Source organism: Thermococcus peptonophilus, assembly GCF_001592435.1.
In the GTDB taxonomy this organism is placed as follows: Archaea; Methanobacteriota_B; Thermococci; order Thermococcales; family Thermococcaceae; genus Thermococcus; species Thermococcus peptonophilus.
Genome location: NZ_CP014750.1, coordinates 1,716,953 through 1,733,141, shown reverse-complemented (window position 1 = coordinate 1,733,141; position 16,189 = coordinate 1,716,953). Strand labels below are relative to the sequence as shown.

The 16,189-nt window shown below is 51.8% G+C and carries 24 protein-coding genes; 6 read left to right on the top strand and 18 right to left on the bottom strand.

Going from position 1 to position 16,189, the window contains the following annotated elements; all coding sequences use genetic code 11:
• Position 1 precedes the first annotated feature (1 nt).
• From A0127_RS09415 to A0127_RS09375, 9 genes are all read right to left on the bottom strand, one after another.
• Entirely contained in the window at positions 2-499 is a 498-nt protein-coding gene (locus A0127_RS09415) for a Na+/H+ antiporter subunit E (RefSeq protein ID WP_062390619.1), read from the bottom strand.
• Entirely contained in the window at positions 496-885 is a 390-nt protein-coding gene (locus A0127_RS09410) for a sodium:proton antiporter (protein WP_331710444.1), read from the bottom strand. The genes A0127_RS09415 and A0127_RS09410 overlap by 4 nt, the downstream gene beginning before the upstream one ends.
• Positions 882-1,646 carry a Na(+)/H(+) antiporter subunit B gene (locus A0127_RS09405; protein ID WP_062390617.1) on the bottom strand — a complete coding sequence of 255 codons (765 nt, stop codon included), beginning with the start codon at positions 1,644-1,646 and terminating at the stop codon, positions 882-884. Before A0127_RS09405 ends, A0127_RS09410 begins: the two co-directional genes overlap by 4 nt.
• Positions 1,643-1,900, bottom strand: a complete 258-nt coding sequence (locus A0127_RS09400) for a hydrogenase subunit MbhD domain-containing protein (protein ID WP_062390615.1) — start codon at positions 1,898-1,900, stop codon at positions 1,643-1,645. The genes A0127_RS09405 and A0127_RS09400 overlap by 4 nt, the downstream gene beginning before the upstream one ends.
• Before the next feature lies 1 nt (position 1,901).
• Complete coding sequence (gene mnhG, locus A0127_RS09395; RefSeq protein WP_062390613.1) at positions 1,902-2,351, bottom strand: monovalent cation/H(+) antiporter subunit G; 450 nt, start codon at positions 2,349-2,351, stop codon at positions 1,902-1,904.
• Positions 2,348-2,632, bottom strand: coding sequence for a monovalent cation/H+ antiporter complex subunit F (locus A0127_RS09390; protein ID WP_062390612.1), 285 nt, complete (start codon positions 2,630-2,632; stop codon positions 2,348-2,350). Before A0127_RS09390 ends, mnhG begins: the two co-directional genes overlap by 4 nt.
• Positions 2,629-4,536, bottom strand: coding sequence for a complex I subunit 5 family protein (locus A0127_RS09385; protein WP_062390610.1), 1,908 nt, complete (start codon positions 4,534-4,536; stop codon positions 2,629-2,631). The genes A0127_RS09390 and A0127_RS09385 overlap by 4 nt, the downstream gene beginning before the upstream one ends.
• A complete protein-coding gene (locus tag A0127_RS09380) occupies positions 4,533-5,999 on the bottom strand; it encodes a hydrogenase 4 subunit D (protein ID WP_062390608.1) in 1,467 nt (488 codons plus the stop codon). Before A0127_RS09380 ends, A0127_RS09385 begins: the two co-directional genes overlap by 4 nt.
• Before the next feature lie 120 nt (positions 6,000-6,119).
• Positions 6,120-6,605, bottom strand: a complete 486-nt coding sequence (locus A0127_RS09375; protein ID WP_231855827.1) for a polyprenyl synthetase family protein — start codon at positions 6,603-6,605, stop codon at positions 6,120-6,122.
• A 6-nt stretch (positions 6,606-6,611) separates the two neighbouring features.
• On the opposite strand from A0127_RS09375, the gene A0127_RS09370 reads away from it, so the two are divergent.
• Both A0127_RS09370 and ubiE read left to right on the top strand, forming a co-directional pair.
• A complete protein-coding gene (locus A0127_RS09370; RefSeq protein ID WP_062390605.1) occupies positions 6,612-6,950 on the top strand; it encodes a P-loop NTPase family protein in 339 nt (112 codons plus the stop codon).
• Positions 6,931-7,623 (top strand): bifunctional demethylmenaquinone methyltransferase/2-methoxy-6-polyprenyl-1,4-benzoquinol methylase UbiE, encoded by a 693-nt coding sequence (gene ubiE / locus A0127_RS09365; RefSeq protein WP_062390603.1) that lies wholly within the window; start codon positions 6,931-6,933, stop codon positions 7,621-7,623. Before A0127_RS09370 ends, ubiE begins: the two co-directional genes overlap by 20 nt.
• Here ubiE and A0127_RS10550 read toward each other — a convergent pair.
• The 7 genes from A0127_RS10550 to A0127_RS09335 form a co-directional block, all read right to left on the bottom strand.
• Complete coding sequence (locus tag A0127_RS10550; RefSeq protein WP_156471198.1) at positions 7,576-7,797, bottom strand: hypothetical protein; 222 nt, start codon at positions 7,795-7,797, stop codon at positions 7,576-7,578. The two genes, ubiE and A0127_RS10550, sit on opposite strands and share 48 nt — an antisense overlap.
• The gene (locus A0127_RS09360; protein WP_062390601.1) at positions 7,775-8,191 is read right to left on the bottom strand and encodes a class I SAM-dependent methyltransferase; all 417 of its coding nucleotides are present in this window, start codon (positions 8,189-8,191) and stop codon (positions 7,775-7,777) included. Before A0127_RS09360 ends, A0127_RS10550 begins: the two co-directional genes overlap by 23 nt.
• Positions 8,188-8,412, bottom strand: coding sequence for a hypothetical protein (locus tag A0127_RS09355; RefSeq protein WP_156471197.1), 225 nt, complete (start codon positions 8,410-8,412; stop codon positions 8,188-8,190). The genes A0127_RS09360 and A0127_RS09355 overlap by 4 nt, the downstream gene beginning before the upstream one ends.
• A gap of 79 nt (positions 8,413-8,491) precedes the next feature.
• Complete coding sequence (locus A0127_RS09350; RefSeq protein WP_062390597.1) at positions 8,492-8,980, bottom strand: NAD-dependent epimerase/dehydratase family protein; 489 nt, start codon at positions 8,978-8,980, stop codon at positions 8,492-8,494.
• Between the two features lie 43 nt (positions 8,981-9,023).
• Positions 9,024-10,100: a M24 family metallopeptidase gene (locus tag A0127_RS09345; protein ID WP_062390594.1), complete on the bottom strand. Its 1,077-nt coding sequence runs from the start codon at positions 10,098-10,100 to the stop codon at positions 9,024-9,026.
• A 2-nt stretch (positions 10,101-10,102) separates the two neighbouring features.
• Complete coding sequence (locus A0127_RS09340) at positions 10,103-11,443, bottom strand: DUF438 domain-containing protein (protein WP_062390592.1); 1,341 nt, start codon at positions 11,441-11,443, stop codon at positions 10,103-10,105.
• Positions 11,436-12,620 (bottom strand): FprA family A-type flavoprotein, encoded by a 1,185-nt coding sequence (locus A0127_RS09335; protein WP_062390590.1) that lies wholly within the window; start codon positions 12,618-12,620, stop codon positions 11,436-11,438. Before A0127_RS09335 ends, A0127_RS09340 begins: the two co-directional genes overlap by 8 nt.
• A gap of 109 nt (positions 12,621-12,729) precedes the next feature.
• On the opposite strand from A0127_RS09335, the gene A0127_RS09330 reads away from it, so the two are divergent.
• The 3 genes from A0127_RS09330 to rlmD are packed head-to-tail and all read left to right on the top strand — an operon-like array spanning position 12,730 to position 14,952.
• Complete coding sequence (locus A0127_RS09330; protein ID WP_062390588.1) at positions 12,730-13,209, top strand: DUF1858 domain-containing protein; 480 nt, start codon at positions 12,730-12,732, stop codon at positions 13,207-13,209.
• 34 nt (positions 13,210-13,243) lie between these two features.
• Positions 13,244-13,639 carry a transcriptional regulator gene (locus A0127_RS09325; RefSeq protein ID WP_062390587.1) on the top strand — a complete coding sequence of 132 codons (396 nt, stop codon included), beginning with the start codon at positions 13,244-13,246 and terminating at the stop codon, positions 13,637-13,639.
• A gap of 47 nt (positions 13,640-13,686) precedes the next feature.
• The gene (gene rlmD / locus A0127_RS09320) at positions 13,687-14,952 is read left to right on the top strand and encodes a 23S rRNA (uracil(1939)-C(5))-methyltransferase RlmD (RefSeq protein ID WP_062390585.1); all 1,266 of its coding nucleotides are present in this window, start codon (positions 13,687-13,689) and stop codon (positions 14,950-14,952) included.
• Between the two features lie 57 nt (positions 14,953-15,009).
• Here the strand turns inward: rlmD and A0127_RS09315 are convergent, their stop codons facing one another.
• Positions 15,010-15,267 (bottom strand): hypothetical protein, encoded by a 258-nt coding sequence (locus A0127_RS09315; protein ID WP_062390583.1) that lies wholly within the window; start codon positions 15,265-15,267, stop codon positions 15,010-15,012.
• A gap of 56 nt (positions 15,268-15,323) precedes the next feature.
• On the opposite strand from A0127_RS09315, the gene A0127_RS09310 reads away from it, so the two are divergent.
• A complete protein-coding gene (locus tag A0127_RS09310) occupies positions 15,324-15,671 on the top strand; it encodes a 6-pyruvoyl trahydropterin synthase family protein (protein ID WP_054841281.1) in 348 nt (115 codons plus the stop codon).
• Here A0127_RS09310 and A0127_RS09305 read toward each other — a convergent pair.
• Positions 15,668-16,141 (bottom strand): DUF192 domain-containing protein, encoded by a 474-nt coding sequence (locus tag A0127_RS09305; protein ID WP_062390581.1) that lies wholly within the window; start codon positions 16,139-16,141, stop codon positions 15,668-15,670. The two genes, A0127_RS09310 and A0127_RS09305, sit on opposite strands and share 4 nt — an antisense overlap.
• Between the last annotated feature and the right edge of the window lie 48 nt (positions 16,142-16,189).

The following is a 16,189-nucleotide window of genomic DNA, read 5'->3' as shown; positions in this document are numbered from 1 at the left end:
CTCAGTCGAATATTTTCTTCGCATAGTCCTCGAAGTAAGCAACTACGCTCTCCTTGATCTCCTTCTCATCGAGCGTGCTCACGTCGATCCAGTGGACGTAGAGCCACTTCCCGTCGTCGCTTATATCAACAACAACCGTCCCGGGAGTGTTGGTTATCGAGTTGGCCACGAGAACCTTCCCGTAGTCGTTTTCAACCTCAAGGGGGATTCTAACTATCCCGGGGTTGGCCTTGAGTGTGAAGACCCTCTTGGCAACGTCTATGTGTGTCTTTGTCTCCTCTATGAAAAAGTACCTTAGGGCGTAGATTACCGCATAAAACCACCTTCTTGGTGAGAAGAACTTGGCATCGTTCTCTATGAGCCAGTGGCCAACGGTGAGGGAGATTATGAGGGCGACGATGCTCCCTGTTATTAAATCGTACTCGCTGACCGAACCCGTGTAGAACAGATAAACTGCGATCGCTATCAGGAACGTCGCCGGGGAGAACCTTACCTTCATTCTCGCTCCCCCCTCATGATTTCGGCCATGTCACGGGCATCTATGGTTCCATGGAGGCGGTAGAACTGGATTGCATAGGTCGCCAGGAGTATGTTCATGGCCATTCCAATGACGACGGCAGTTAGCACCAACGCCTGCGGAACGGGATCAACCGCCCTGCTCAGGAACTCTTCAACCGTCAGGTGCTTCTCGTATATCGGCGGAAAGACTGGGTAGACGAGGCGATAGCCGATGAGGATAAAGAGCATGTTTATCGCATCGCCCATCACGTTGAGCATAATGATCTTCTTGATGAGGTTAGATCTGGTAGCAACGCCGTAGACCCCAAGGAGGGTCATTGCGAAGAGCGTTATCGTGATGTAGAAAATGAGGAAGCTCGCTATCACTGGACCTCCCTCCTGAGGACGTTCTTGAATATCCACTCAGAGACCCCAAGGACTAAGAACACCGTCAGGAACCCGAAGGTAACTGCCGTGTATTCTCCAACGTCGAGGTTGAAGAGGCCGATCTCTTCCGGAAGGAGATTTATTTCGAGAACCTTTCCGCCGTAGAGGAAAACCGGGACAATGACCGTCGTTAGAATGAGCGCCAGGCCAAGGGCGTAGGCTGAGACAGTATGCCTCAACGTTAAGCCCTTTCTCTCCAGCGTGAACTTGCTGAAGGCCGCGAAGAGGAGCAGTGAAGCAACCGCCATGGCCGAACCACCCTGGAAGCCACCTCCGGGAGTTAAGTGACCGTGAAGGGCTATTGAGGCCGAGATTGAGACTATCATTATAACGACGAGCTTCACCGTTGCCCTAACGATCAAGTCCATCTGCCTGTGGGGTTCCCTTGCCTCAAGCTCGCGAACCTCCTTCTCCTGCTCCTTGGTGAGCCTAAGGACGCTCAGGGCGCCCATAATGGCCAGGAAAAAGACGAAGGTCTCAAATAGCGTATCGAACCCACGGTAGTTCCAGACTATGGCAGTTACTACCTCAGGGCTGTGGCTTGTGGGCCCTTCATGGGCGAAGGCGTGGCTCAGGTAGAATTCCCCGAGAGGGCGGAGCGGGTTCTGGGCTATCCCGAGGACGTCCTTTACCGTTACCGCGTAGGAGATTACAAGGAACGCCAGCAGGAAGGAAACCGCAACGTAAACATCTCGCTTCATTCTCCCACCTCGTACCTCTCGGTCTTGCTTATCGCGAGGATGATGAGGGCAGTATAAGCTCCAACCGCTATAGCAAGGTAAGCAAGGACTATGTCCGGAGCGGCCAGGATGTAGAAGCCGAGGGCGAAGAACGTTGACTGGACGGAGCTGAGAGCGAGGGCCTTAAGCAGGTCGTGCTCCTTCATGGCCAGATAGCTGAACACGAAGCCGAATGAAACCACTATTGCCAGGATTACGAGGTGGAACTCCTGCATGTCAGACCCTCCTGAAGGTGAACTTCGGCTCTTCCTCCTCACCGGGGACTTCTTCGTGTTCCCTCACCAGCTCGGCAACGTCGCTCCTCTCCGGCAGGTCCTCCTCAAGGTGGTCCACCACGAGCTTCGGCTTCTTGCCTATCTTACCAAAATAGACCGCTGAGACGAGTGAGTGTGAACCAGTGGGGGCTATGATCAGGATAAGGATTCCGACGGTGAAGGCTATCCCTGCCATGAAGAATCTCTGCTCGCCGAGGGGATGGTAGACGAGGGCAACCAATCCCGCTCCAAAGACTGGCAGGGCGGCGCCGCCTATGGTGCCGACTGTCGCTGCGTGTGTTCTCATATAAAAGTCTCCAAAGCGGAGAAGTCCTATAGCCGCTATCAGGTCGTAGATAGCTCCAAGGAGTATCGCGATTGAGCCGATGATGAAGATGATCTGGTCTATCATACCTCCACCTCCCCGTAGAGGACGTACTTGGTATAGTAGATGTCCAGCATGAAAGCCCATAGTGCTAGAATTATCGCGCCGCTCGCGAGCATGATGGACTTGAAGTATATTCCCAATATCACCATGAACGCCGCCATGTCGAAGGAGAGACAGTCAACCGCGAGGATTATGTCGGCGGTGGTCGGCCCCTTTATCGCCCTTATTCCGTAGAGGACGAAGGCGAGGGTATAGATGACCGCTGAAAAGTACAGCACTTCTCGAAAAACGTCAACGATGTTCAAGATACCACCCCCAGAAGGATTATCAACAGGGCTAAAGCCACGGCAAACCCGCTTATAAGCGCGTTCATATCGGGGCTTCTTTCTTCACCCCACCGGGCGAGTTTCTCAAAGAGCCTTATCAAAGGCATGAACATTGCCTCATCGAGGTGTCTAACAGGATAGTCAAGCGCATCGTCGTAGTCCCTAATCAGCGGAAGTTCGTGCTTTGGAACGACCTTGATAACGGGAAGAACGTACCTCAGGTAAGCTTTCTTGCCCTCGCTCAGGAAGAAGTCGGCTGTGAAGCGGAGTATGTCCCCCATGTTATAGAATATCAGGAGAAGCTCGCTGACCCTGTCGGTGGGTATCTTGCCAACTCTCCAGCCGACATACGTTGAAAATATGAGCAGGCCAACTGCTATGGCCATACCCGGGCTTGCAAAGAATGTTTTTGACAGGCTTTCAATCTCAAAGCCGGTAAGCTCCCTGACCATATGCTGTATCCATGGAAATACTATGAGCGGGAACACCGCCACCAGAAAACCCAGCAGGGCAACGATACCAGTGACAGACCTTATATAAAGGGGTATCTCACCCCTCTCTACTTCCCTTTTGCAGAGAAGCCTGTTGATGCGTCTGACCTGGAGTATTGAGGCGAGAGGGAAGAGGCCAAGGAAAGATATTGTAAGGCCCATTGCCCAGAGATAGACGTTGGCAGTTCCAAAGGAGGCCTCGTAGATCAGCCACTTGCTCACGAATGCCGCCAGTGGCGGAACCCCAGCCATTGAAAAGGCAGAAAGCGAGATCAGGAGGGTTATGACGTGGCCCTTGAGGAGCTTCCTGAGGGAGCAGATGTTTGGCTCCTCTCCGTAGTGATCTATCGCACCAAGCCCGAAGAAGATGGCGCTCTTGTATAATGCCTGATAGAGGGTGTGCAGGATGGCACCGACTAATGCGATAGTTCCCAGCTCTCCACTCAGAACGAGGGCAGAACCGAGGGCAAAGTAAGAGACACCAACGTCCATCACACTGTGGTAGGCGAACTTTGTCTTCAGGCGGATCTCCTTGAAGGAGTAGAGGGTGGCAAATACTGAAACTGTTCCCAGAAAAGCTATAACATACCCAACCACCTGTGAGCGAGGAAGCGTCTCGAAAAATATCCTCAGCGAGAGGTAAACGCCGGTTCCTTCGAGTGCTATGAAGACCGGAACGAGAGGTGAGGGGAGCCTCTGATAAACTCTCGGAACCCATGTGTGGAATGGGAAGACGCCTGAACGAACGAGGGCAGGGAAGAGGTAGAGGACATAGAGCAACCAGACTCCGACGGGAAGCCCCCCAAGGTTCTTCCGAAGGGCTTCGAAGGTAAGCCCGTGGACGCTGCCAACAGCAGAATAGGCAAGGCTGGTCGCTATCAGGAGGGGAATTATGCCGAAGACCTGAGTCAGGACAATGTAGTTTCTCGCCGTTATTCTTCCTTTTTTAGGAACAGTGGATAGGAATAGTGCAAGGGTGAACACAGCTATAAGCTCGTAGGAGAGCGTGAGCTTTTCAAGGTTGTCTGCGGCGAGGAAGAGAAACGCGGAAGCCAGAGTGCCGTTGTAGGCTACGGCAAAGGTCAAATGCCTCGGCTTCATGTCGTAGTGAAGGAAGTAGAGGGACACGAAAAGGCCCACTAAACCCAGAAACGCCATGAAAAAGCCGTTCAGGGACTCTATTTTGACCTCAGTCTTAAGGAGACCAAACAGTATCTCCCCCTCAATCTCGCGGGAGATCCCGTAGGCACCGGCGAGAAGAGTCAAGAGAGAGCCAATCATGGCCGGGGGCAGGCTCACCCTGAAGTTTCGCTTAAATAAGGGTGCAACCGCACCGAGAGCGAAGAATGCCAGCGCCAGCGAGATTATTGAGGCATCGGTGAGCGCTATCATGCTCCCACCCCATAGAAGGTTATCTCCTCAACGAGCGGGTAGGCGAGTATCGCTGAAATCAGGGTCAGGATTATGAGTGCTATCAGAGAGGCGTTGATTATCCAGTGAGTTGGAGCCTTTTTCACGCTCGGCTTTCCGAAGACGTTCCTTCCTATCCACTTCATCCCGACCCAGAGAAATACCACCGAGTCTGTGAGGACCATGATTATGGGGAGCCAGGCCAGACCGGTAATTTTGAGCGCAACAAGATCTGTTAGAAGCTCGGCCTTGCTAAAGGCTATCCCCATTGGCGGAAGGCCGGCGAGGCCAAGGAGGGCGAGGGCCCAGGAAAAGCCGTTAACAGGAAGTATATCCTTAAGCCCGCTTATTCTCCTGAGGTCGAGAGTTCCGAGTGAGTATGTGAACGTTCCAGCGGTGAGGAAGGCGAGGCCCTTTATGAACGCGTGGGTTGTGAGCTGGAACATCGCCGCCTTTAATCCTACGTCAAGACCTAAAGCGGCGAAGGTCAGCCCAACGAACATTACGCCAGCTTCAGCCACTGTTGAATATGCCAAAAGCCTCTTTGCGTCCTTCTGTACGGGATAGTTGAGTATCGGGATGAGGAGGGTTAGGGAGACCATAATTGCCATGAAGTAGAAAATCCAGATTGGAAGATCGCCGATGAACTGGAGAACCCTAGCGACGAGGTAAACCCCCATCTCAACCATCGCCGCGCCGTGAAGAAAGGCCGAAGCAGGAGTTGGAGCCTCCATAGCGTCCGGGATCCACGAGTAGGTCGGGAACTGGGCGCTCTTTGTGTATCCCGCGAAGAGTAGAGCAATGAACAGCCAGGGCTTTATTGAGGGGGCAACGTGAGCAAGCGAGAACAGACTGAGGTCGTGAAGCTGGGTTATGCCTATTCCGATGGCCGTGTAGAACCCGATCATCGCCCCAACGTTTGGAATTATGAAGGCCTTGAAGCCAGCCCGCCTTGCCTCAGGAGTGTTGTAGTAGCTCACAACTCCCCAACAGGCGAGCCCCATAAGCTCGAAGAAAATGAGCAGGCCGAGGAAGGTGGAGGAGTAGATGAATCCAAGCGTTGCACCCTCGAAGAGCGTCATCCAGGCGTAGAAGAGACCCCTCCCCTTCCCACCGGGATGACCGACGTTTCTCTCGCTCATGTATTCAACGCCGTAGAACATGAATATGAATCCAGCTAAAGAAACCACTGTGCCGATTAAAACGCTCATGGGGTCTATTATTATGCCGTAGGCCTCGCCGAGCCTTTCTGTGGTGATGTAGGGGATGTGGATCACCTCATGATGCTCCGTCAGGAAGAGGTAGGCAACACCGAGCTGGGCAACTAAAGCCGAAATAAACGATGCGAGCATGACGGCATCTGCTTTCCTTTCATCTAACTTAAAAAGGATCAATCCACCAGTGAGCGGAATGAGGTAAGCCAGTGATGCCAGAAGACCTATCATTGCCTTCCCCCCGCGTGAGCCAAAAATCCATTAGGTTTGTCTAACGAACCTTTTTAAGCTTTTTCGTCTATATGCGGAACCATCTTGGGCGATTGTGCACAATGGGTGAAAGATGATAGGCTAAGACGAGGGGTTTTCAAACTTTAAGAAAACCTCATCGAAGTACTCCGAAACGAGCTCGACAACGGGTTTTGAGTCGAAGGGGAGGGATAAAATGGTCTTAATGGCCTTCTCGATGAAGCCCTTGGCGATAGTAACTGCTTCCCTGAAGACTCCCGCATTTTTCATTCTCCCAAACAGTTCGAGAAGGTTATCCTCAGTAGGATCTTTGAGAGTTTTTTCAACAAATGAAGAGCCGTACCTCTCCGTGTAAAGGATGAGCGGAAGTGTTGTTTTTCCATTCAGGAGGTCCTTGAAGCGGTCCTTTCCAGTTCCTGGGAAATAATCCAAAACATCATCAACTATCTGGAAGGCCCTTCCAACTAGCGTTCCGGCACTGTCAAGCTTCACCCAGAAGGGTTTTCCAAGGTAGTAAGCTGGAAGGGCAAAAGAAGCTCCAAAGAGCCTGCCAGTCTTTCCGTCGATGATCTTGTAGTAGGTCTCAATATCAAGGTGAACAGTCCCCCTGACCGCCCCCTGGAGTATCTCGGCCTCTACCCGAAGGAGGTGAGCGGTGGCAACAGGAGGAAGGTGGCAATCCTGGGGGCGATTCTAATGGATGCAGACGTTACTGTTCTTAACGAGCCTTTCACCGGTCTTGATTCTGACTCAATCGAAGCCCTTTTAGCACTCATCTCGGAGCTGAAGGATAAAGGAAAGGCATTCATGATAGTGTCTCATCAGCTCGATGAACTTTTCAGGATCGCCGACAGGGTTTATGTCCTATCAGGAAGGCCGGCCATTGTTAAGAAAGTCATCGGGAGGGAAGAGATTGGTAAGGGAGCTGTTTAACAGCATAGCAGAGCGCTATGACCTAGCCAACAGACTGATAAGTCTCAACCTCGACTGCTGCTGGAGGAGAAGAACCTGTGAGGAGGCCTTGGAAGCTCTTTCTCCCGCAGGGGGCAGAATCAGCGTTCTGGACGTCGCCTGCGGAACCGGGGACATGCTCCGCTGTCTCAAGAAGAAGCTCGATGAGAAAGGCATCTGTGCAGAGTTCTACGGTCTTGACTGCAGTGAGAACATGCTCGAAGTTGCAAAGAAAAAAGTCCCTTTCGCAAGGCTCGTTCCCGGCTTCGCAGAGGAGATGCCCTTCGATGATGAGAGCTTTGATTTTATCACAGTTGCCTTCGGCGTCAGGAACTTTTTCGATAGAAGGAAAGCAATAGGAGAGCTTTACAGGGTGCTAAAACCCGACGGGGTGCTGGCCGTTCTGGAGTTTTCGCGGAATCCCTCAATTCTCGGAAAGCTCGCGTGGTTCTACACAGAGAGGGTAGTCCCGTTAGTTGGGGGTTTGATAACGGGCAATAAAAAGGCCTACTCGTACCTCGCGGAGTCCATCGGGAAGTTCCCTTACCCGGAGGAGCTGGCGAAAGAATTCGAAAGCGCTGGGTTCTCAACGTTAAAGCTCCGCTGGTTATTCCCCAGGATAGCCTTTCTCCTCCTTCTCAGAAAGGGCCGTTAAAACTATTACAGCCCCGTTCACGAGCTTCCGCTCCTCAACGACCGAAAAGCTGTTCTCCTCTAACAGTCTACTAACGTTCGTCCGGAAGTCCGTTCCTGTCAATCTGCTCGTTATTGCGCTGAGACCTTTTAGGAACCCCCTGAAGAGAAGGTTATCCGGGGGTGAACACTCCATCACAAGGAAAAACCCCACTGGGTTTGAGAACCCTGTAAATTTCTTTGATAACCTTCTCCTTCTCAGGGACAACGCAGAGGAAGAACGTAGAAACTGCAGTATCGAAGGAGCCATCAGAAAAAGGCAACTCTCGCGCATCGGCCTTCCTCAGCGAAACCTTCGCCTTCGAGCTCTTCTTCCTGGCCTTCTCAAGCATTTTTTCGCTGATGTCAATTCCGACAATCTCAACGCCCTCTGGATAGAGCGGAAGGTTTAAGCCCGTCCCAACACCAAGCTCAATGACTTTTCCCCGAGCTTTTTTAATTATCTCTTTTCTTGCATCTCGTATTCCAGTAGGGACTTCAAGGAGCGTGTTTATCGGTTCGTAGATGTAGCTCGCTAGGTCGTACCTCACCGCAACCCCTCCGCCGTCCAGTGTATTGACTCCTCAAGCGGGATAGGCTTAAGGAAAGAAAGGGCGTCGTTACTCTCGCAGGTGTTCGGCTTAAGGCCCATCGAAACAGTAGGTCTGAACTTTCCGGCGAGGCGGAGAAGGCCCTCTGGAACCGGAACGAGGAGCACTCGCTTTCCAGCTGACGATAAGACCCTACCCACGAGTTCACCCAGCGCTATCACCTTTTCACCGCAGAGGTTCACTTCGAGGTTCTCATCTCCCTCAAGGATTTCCCGATGATCTTCGCTAGATCCCTCACGTCTATCGGCTGGACGGGGTTTTTAGATTTGGGAAGATCCTCCACTTAAGGGCATCGTGGAAGAGCCTCTGGTTCGGCCCAAGAACGAGGGAAGGTCTAGCTATCGCGTAGCTCTTAACCTTTCTCACTTCCTTCTCTCCGAGGGCTTTGGTTCGAAAATAGGGGATTTCTGAGTCCTCATCGGCACCGAGGGCGCTCATCTGGATTAACCTGCATGAGTTGCAAGCCCTGGCTATCTCCCTCGGGATGGCCACGTGAGCCTTATGGTAATCCCCTCTGAGGACGCCGATGAGGTTTGTCACTGCATCAGGATGGAGTTCTTCAACGAGCCTCCCGTATTCCTCGGGTTCTCCCCTGACTCGAACGGTTTTTACACCAGGGATGGCTATGTCCTTCCTTGTTGGGATCACTACCTCATGTCCCCTTTGGATGAGTTCAGCCCTCAGAAAGCCGCCGATGAAGCCAGTTCCGCCGGTTAGGATTACCCTCATGACGATCCCTTGAGGGATTTTTGAAAAAAGGAATTAAAAAAGCTCACGTGAGCCTCTCGAGGCCGTCCTTCCTCACGAGGTAGGTGTCCTCGTGCTTTATTGCTCCCTCCGGGATCATCAGCGGTGTGTGAATTATGCTGAGCACCATGTTCTCGGCAACCTTGGTTGCCCTCGTCGGAACCACTATTGTAGGCATCGGGAGTTCCTCGATGAGAAGGCCGACGCCGTGGGTGTAGCCGGCAAGGTAGGCGTCCCCAAAGCCGTTCTCCTTGAAAAAGTCCGAGAGTTTCTTTTCAACTGAATTTAACGTTGCCCCAACGCGGGTCTCCTCGAGGGCTATCTGAAGGGCCTTTTCCTTAACTTCTATTGCCCTCCTGACCCTCTCTCCGGGTTCTCCAACTACGAAGGTTCTCGCGGTGTTGGCGTAGTAGTGGTTCCAGTCGGTTCCGATGACCACCGTGACAACCCCGTTCTCCTTCACCTTTAAGTCCCTAAAAGGCTCGGCGTGCGCCCTAGGGGTTGTGGAAACGTAGACCTTGGGTTCTTCGCTCCCGTTGATCATCAGCTCGCGGTAAACCTCGGCGGCAATCTCTGTCTCGCTCACTCCCGGTCTTATGACCTCTTCGGCAACCTTCATGCCCTTCTGCGCTATCTTTCCCGCTTTCCTGATGTTCTCTATCTCCCAGGGGTCCTTTATCATCCTGAGGCTCATTGTGAGTTCGAGAATGTCAACCACCTCAACCATCGGGTTGAGCCTCTGGAAGAGCTTGAGAAAGAGAAGGTAAGCGTCCCTCTCGACGCTGAACTCGTGTCCAACCCTTGAAAAGCCGTTGCCGTTCACCCAAGTCACAACACCTGCCATTAAGTCTTCAACGCGCTGGAACTCGCGCACGTCCTCTATCCAGCTCCTCCTTCTGAACTCTTCAGCTTCCCCTTTGATGACGAACACAGTTGGCTCTCCTTCAGCGGGGATGAGAAGGCTCGGACGTAGCCACTTGGTTCCGGTGAAGTATATGAAGGTGGAGAGCGTCCTTATGACGGCCCCATCGATGTCGTTCTCCCTCATAAGTTCCTGAAAGCGCTCGACCCTTCTTCTGAAGATCTTCTCGTCGCCCCTCACTTTCAATCCCTCCAGTCAAGTAGGCGCTTTTCTCCTTTTATCTCTTTGTAAGGTGCTATGTCCATGGTCATCTCAAGCGTCCCTATGTATTCGCCCTTCTCGTTGAAGAGGGGAACGTACCTGATGTAAACGTATTTTGGCCCGAGCCTTATCCAGAAGGTTGCTTCCTTTTTCCTGCCCTCCTTGAAGGCCCTGAGGATTTTGTTGACGATGTGGACGCTCTTCGGCGGATGGCAGAGCTGAACCGGCCTTCCGAGGACGCTGAGAGAGCGGCCGAATATCCTCTCACCTGGGGAGAAGAAGCGAACGCGATCATCTTTATCTATGAAAGTAACGTCAACTGGTAGGGCCTCGAAGATGGCCCTAAGCTCTTCGATGTTGAGGTAGCCTGTCCCGAGGTCTATGTCCCCCTCCCTCTTAAGCTCGCTCTTGTCAAACTCAAGGGGCTGGCCTTTTAGGGCTTCCTGGACTTCCTTCGGCAAACCGAGAAGCTGCTCAACGCTCAGCTCGGGGTTTATCTCCCATGGATGGAGAGGCTTAACGTCCTCTCCAGGATCCCATTCAGGTGGGTTCACCTTGTAGTAGCCGTACTCATCTTCCTGCATTCTTATGGCTTTCCACTCGCCCTCGCTGAGGAGTGCCTTTAGAGTTGGGTAGTAGATGTTGTTCTCCCTGAAGACCATGTCGCTGAGGGCGAAGGCCGCTTCACCTGCCTTGTTCTTAAAGCGCTCAACGAACTCGTCCCAGGGCATTTCTTCCCTCTTTCTGAGAAGTTCAGCCAGATACTTGATCATGAACCTGATCTCGTCGTGCTTCGTCCAGAGGACGGTGGCTATCGCGGTTAAACCTCTCCGCTCGATGTAGGGGAAGGTCAGCATCTCCTCGCGGTTGTAGTGGGTGAATCCGACCTTCCGAAGGTTGCTCACTATCTCCTCAAGCACTCCCAGAATCTCTTTCCTCATGCGCTCGTCCTTCGTTGTGGCGAGCGTTCTCGCGTAGAGGTTGAGCATCTCGGCGTCCTTCATTATCTCCTTGTTCTCAAGGTAGAGGGTCTTGAGCGGGTGGCCGTCGGGTAAATCTCTCTCCTCAAGCTCGTCGGTTCCCTTAACCGCTTCCCTGAAGAGTTCAACGTGGAGGTCGCACATCTTGGCTATGTCCTTCGCAGATATTCCCTCCTTCACGAGTTCCTGCTCGATAAGGGGTATCTCAAGCGGGGATATGCCACTTAAAACCTGTCTGAACTCATCCTTAAGCTTCTCAACGCTCTCCCCCTCGTGTATCCTGAGGAGGAGCCTCTTGAGCTGTTCCTTCTTGTACTCGCGGTTGTTTAAAAGCTCAGTCATTCTCATCCCCCCTAACCTTTTTTATCAGCAGGTTCGTTAGCCTGAGGAGTTCGTTATAATCACCCCTCCTGGGCCTCGCGTGGACGTCAAGAGTGCCCAGAAGTTCGAGGTTCACTCCCCCCAGCACTTCTAGGAGAGCATCATTGCTCCTCCCGTGCCACCCGTGGGAGCCTATTAAAACGGCATACTCTGCCGGTGGTCTGAGGGCTTTTACGAGGTATGCAGCATAGACTGCCAGCGGATGGGCCCCTCCAAGTACGGTGGGCGCGGCGAGCACTATTGCTCTCGAATCCACAAGGTCTTTGGCTATCTCCCCTATGTCCAAGTTCACAAGGTTGTAAACAACGACCTCTATCCCCTCGGCGGTTAAGCGGGTCGCGAGTTCCTTAATCATTCCCTCGTTGGTGCCGTACATGCTCACGTATGCTATGAGCACTTTCTCCCGCGTTTTGCCGTTGCTCCACCCCTTATACGCCTCGATTATCCTTCTCGGGTTCCTGTATACGGGCCCGTGGCTCGGGGCGATCATCTCTATCTCAAGTTCCCCAATCTTCTGAAGTGCTTTTCTCGCCATGGCGGAGAAAGGCATCATTATCTCGCCGAAGTACCTCTGGGCATGCGTCAGGATGTCTGGCACACCATCGTCGTAGAAGCCCCTTGCGAGGTGGGTTCCGAAAAAGTCGCACGTGAACAGTATTCTATCCTCCACGAGGTAGGTGAACATGGTCTCCGGCCAGTGGAGCCAGGGAGCTTCTATGAACCTCAACGTCCTCCCGCCGAGGGAGACCTCATCACCGTCCTTCACAACCATGACCCTGTCTTCCGGCACATCATAATATGCTCTCGCTATGTCCGCGCCCTTCTTCGTCGCAACCAGAACGGCCTTTTCATTCCTCTCCAGCAGGTACGGAATCGCGCCCGAATGGTCGGGTTCGGCGTGGTTCATGACTATATAATCAATATCCGCCACGTCCATAATCTCGTTTATCTTGTCCTCAAGCTCACCCTCAAAACCAGGGTTCACCGTGTCTATGAGGGCAGTTTTCTCACTCCCCATGACCAGGTATGCGTTATAGGAAGTCCCATGGGGCAGGGGAATGAGGGCATCGAAAATTTTCCTGTCCCAATCTTTGACCCCCACCCAGTGGACACCACTTGTTATCTCAACGGTTTTCATAATATCACCTTCATGACGGGTGTCATATCAAATGTTTATAAGCATTGCTGGTCAAGTCTGCCCAGAAACGTTTATATGTCAAGTGTCATATCTGGAATTGGTGGTAAAGATGATGCTTGACGTTAGAGGATTGAAGGCGCCACAGCCGGCGGTTATGATCATGGAAGCCCTCGGAAAGCTCAAAACTGGGGAGACCTTGGAAGTGATAGGGGACAAGCCCTTCGTTGACCTGCTCCCAAAGCTCGAGGAAGCGGGCTATGAAATCGAGGTTAAAGAGGTTTCGGGCTTCTTCGTGCTTAAGGTGACCAAAACGGAAGACTCGAAGGAACTTAAGATGGAGGTCAAGGAAGAGTGCGACGACAAGCTCGTGGAGATAACGGAAGACACCAACGTTGCAAAGCTCCTGAAGGCCTATCCGGAATCGCTGAAGATACTCGTCAAGTACGGCTTCTCCCCCCTTGAGAACCCAGTTATGAGAAAGACCCTCGCGAGGACGATAACCCTGAAGGGGGCGAAGAGGCTCATCGGAATGAGCGACGAACGCTTTAGGATGATGATGGAGGAGCTTAAGGCCCTGGAGAAGAGCTGAAAACCTTAAATAATTCAGTCCCAGATGATCACCCATGAAGATAAGCCCTCTCGAAGTGGCCTCGCGCTACGTCTATCCCTCCCTGAGGAGAAGGCTCGTGGGGATACTCAGGGAGAAAGGCCTGAAGCAGACCGAAATAGCTAGCTTACTCCACATCACACAGTCGGCGGTTTCCCGCTACCTGAGGATGAACAGGGGAGCTCTAATTGATGTTTCATCTTTTCCGGACGTTGATTCTCTCATTAAGGGGACCGCCGATTGGATTCTTAATGAAAGGCCAAGCGAGTACGCCATCCAGAAAAGGCTGATGGAAATAGCTGTTTACATGCTAGGGAAGGGCTACGTATGTTCATTCCATTCAAAGATTGACCCCGAGCTCGATCCAAAAAGGTGCAGGGTGTGTCTTGAACTGTTCGGCTCGTCCGAGTAATGTCGGGATTTAGGAAAGCTCTTAAAGCCTATCGAGTACGGTGGAACATGAAAATCCAAGGGGAAATCGAAAGCCTAAGCGAAGATGGTCTGGGAGTTCTCAAATGGAAAGGGAAGCCTCTCTACGTCCCATTTGCATATCCTTACGATTTTGTAAAGGTCAGAGGAGTAAAACGCCGCTTTGGAAGGAATATTGTTACGGATTTTGAACTTCTCGATCCTTCCCCCCTCCGCCAGCGCCCGAGATGCAGACACTTCGGATTCTGCGGGGGATGCCCCTGGCAGGGATTGAAGTACAAAGAGCAGTTGCGGCTCAAAGCCGAGCTTTTTGAGAGAATCACCGGGATAAGCGCCGACATAAAGGGTTCTCCAAAAGTCTTGGGCTTCAGAAACGTTAGCAACTTCATCGTTTCAACTGCTGGCCTTGGGCTCAAAAAGTACGGGAGTCCCTTCGACGTGGAGGATCTCTTTGAGTGCCCTGTTTTCTCTGAAAAAACGCGAGATTATCTACATGCCCTGAAAAGCTTTCTTGCCGAGACCAAGTTGAAGCCCTGGGATTCAAAGAGAAAAACTGGAGACGTTCACTATCTCCAGGTGAGGGAAGGGAAGTTCAGTAGAGAAACAATGGTAAACCTGATATCCCACTCCCTCCCTTCCCCCGACACGACGGAGGCATTCCTGGGTTACTTCTCATTTGCAGATTCTTTATACTGGAGCGTTAAGACTGATAAGAGAGACGACCCAAGGGGGGAGCCTCAGCTAATCAGCGGATCGCCTTACATCCGCGAGAGAATTGGAGAAGCAACGTACCTTATTCACCCCAACAGCTTCTTCCAGACCAACAGCTACGCCCTTCCGCTCCTCCTTAAGGCAGTTGAGAATTTTATCTCTGGGGAGAGGATTTTAGACCTGTACGCTGGGGTTGGGACGTTTGGAGTGTGGCTGGCAAAGAGAGGATTCCGGGTTGAAGGTATTGAAATCAATCCGTTCGCCGTCGAAATGGCCAATAAGAACGTGGAGATTAACAAGGTTAATGCCAAGTTCAAAGTTGGAAGGGCAGAGGAGACCCCGATAGAGAAGTACGACACGGTAATAGTTGATCCTCCGAGAAAGGGACTAAAGGAGGTAGCGGAAACCCTAACGAAGAGTGAAGTAGAGAAAATCGTCTATGTCTCCTGCAGCCCAAAGGCCTTCAAGCTTGACTATGAGAACCACCTGAAGAAGGCATACACCATAGAGGACGCAGTACTGATAGACATGTTCCCCCACACACCGCACGTTGAAGCTGTGATAAGCCTAAAAAGAAAGCACTAATATTCCGCTCTAACCAGCTTTTTCTTAATATTTTGTGCTCGTCGTTGCCCAATGGAGTTATTTTCCAAGGGAAAGCTCCTTAGCGTTTACGACTATTGCAGTCTCGGGAAGCTCAACTTCGCCCCGGGTTATTATCAGCGTCCCATCGTAGGTCGTCATGGTCAGTTCGACCTTCCTGAAGCCGCCTGTCTCTCCAACTATTACAAGGGGCCTCTCCTTCAGTTCGAGGAACTTCCTGAAGGTCTCTGGCTCGACGAAGACCAGAACACCACCAGCTATGACGCGGTTTGCATCAACGGCCATCCCACAGCCCATAGGGCTCACCCAAAATGTTTTAGACGCCAGCACTAATTTGACTTTCGGTGGCTATAATGAAATCCCGCGTCGTCGAGCGCTTCAAGTTCGAGGCAGCTCATGCCGTCATTATTAATGGTCAGGCAGAGGAGATACACGGCCACACCTTCAGGCTCGAGGTTGTCGTGGAAGGTCCAATAAAGAGCGGCTACATCATGGACTTTCTGGAGCTCCGTGCGATTGTGGAGAGCATAATCAAGGAGCTCGACCACCGAAACCTCAACGTCCTCTTTGAAAACCCGACAACAGAAAACATAACCCTGTGGATAGCAGAGAAAGTCCAAAAGAAGTTACCCGAAGATGTGAAGCTCAAGCGCATAGTCCTCTGGGAGGGCGACGAGAACGGAGTCGAGTTTGAGTTCTAAATCTCTTTGGCTTTTGCTTCTTTAACACTTTCAACCATTGCTATGCTGTTTTTGGAGCCGTTTAAGTTTATTTTTCCGGGAATTAGCGATTTGACTGGAACTGCTTTCTCCCTTTCTTCGGTAGGCATCCAGTTTATTAGGTCCCCCTCTTCAACACTTAGGGCCTTTATCAATCCGACTGGGCCTTCGATTACATACTTAGCGGCTTTCTTTGGGGCGTAAATCCGCCATTTTCTTGCCGTTTTGAAGTCCACAATACGCCTTGATGAGTCAAGCCAGATGACATCGATATCGCTCATCATAAAGAACATGTGGATTGAGGCGTTTATCCTAGTTTCCGCTGGGAGGACGAAAACAAGGGCGTAGTTCACATTCCTAACCAGCATGAGCCCCCTAAACCGCCTGAAGAAGGTATCCGCAAGATACACACTGCCATGCCAGACTCTTCCCTTGGTCTCATTGATTATCATAAACTCTCCCCATGTTACAAAAGAGCACGAATAATAAAAGGGTTTGGG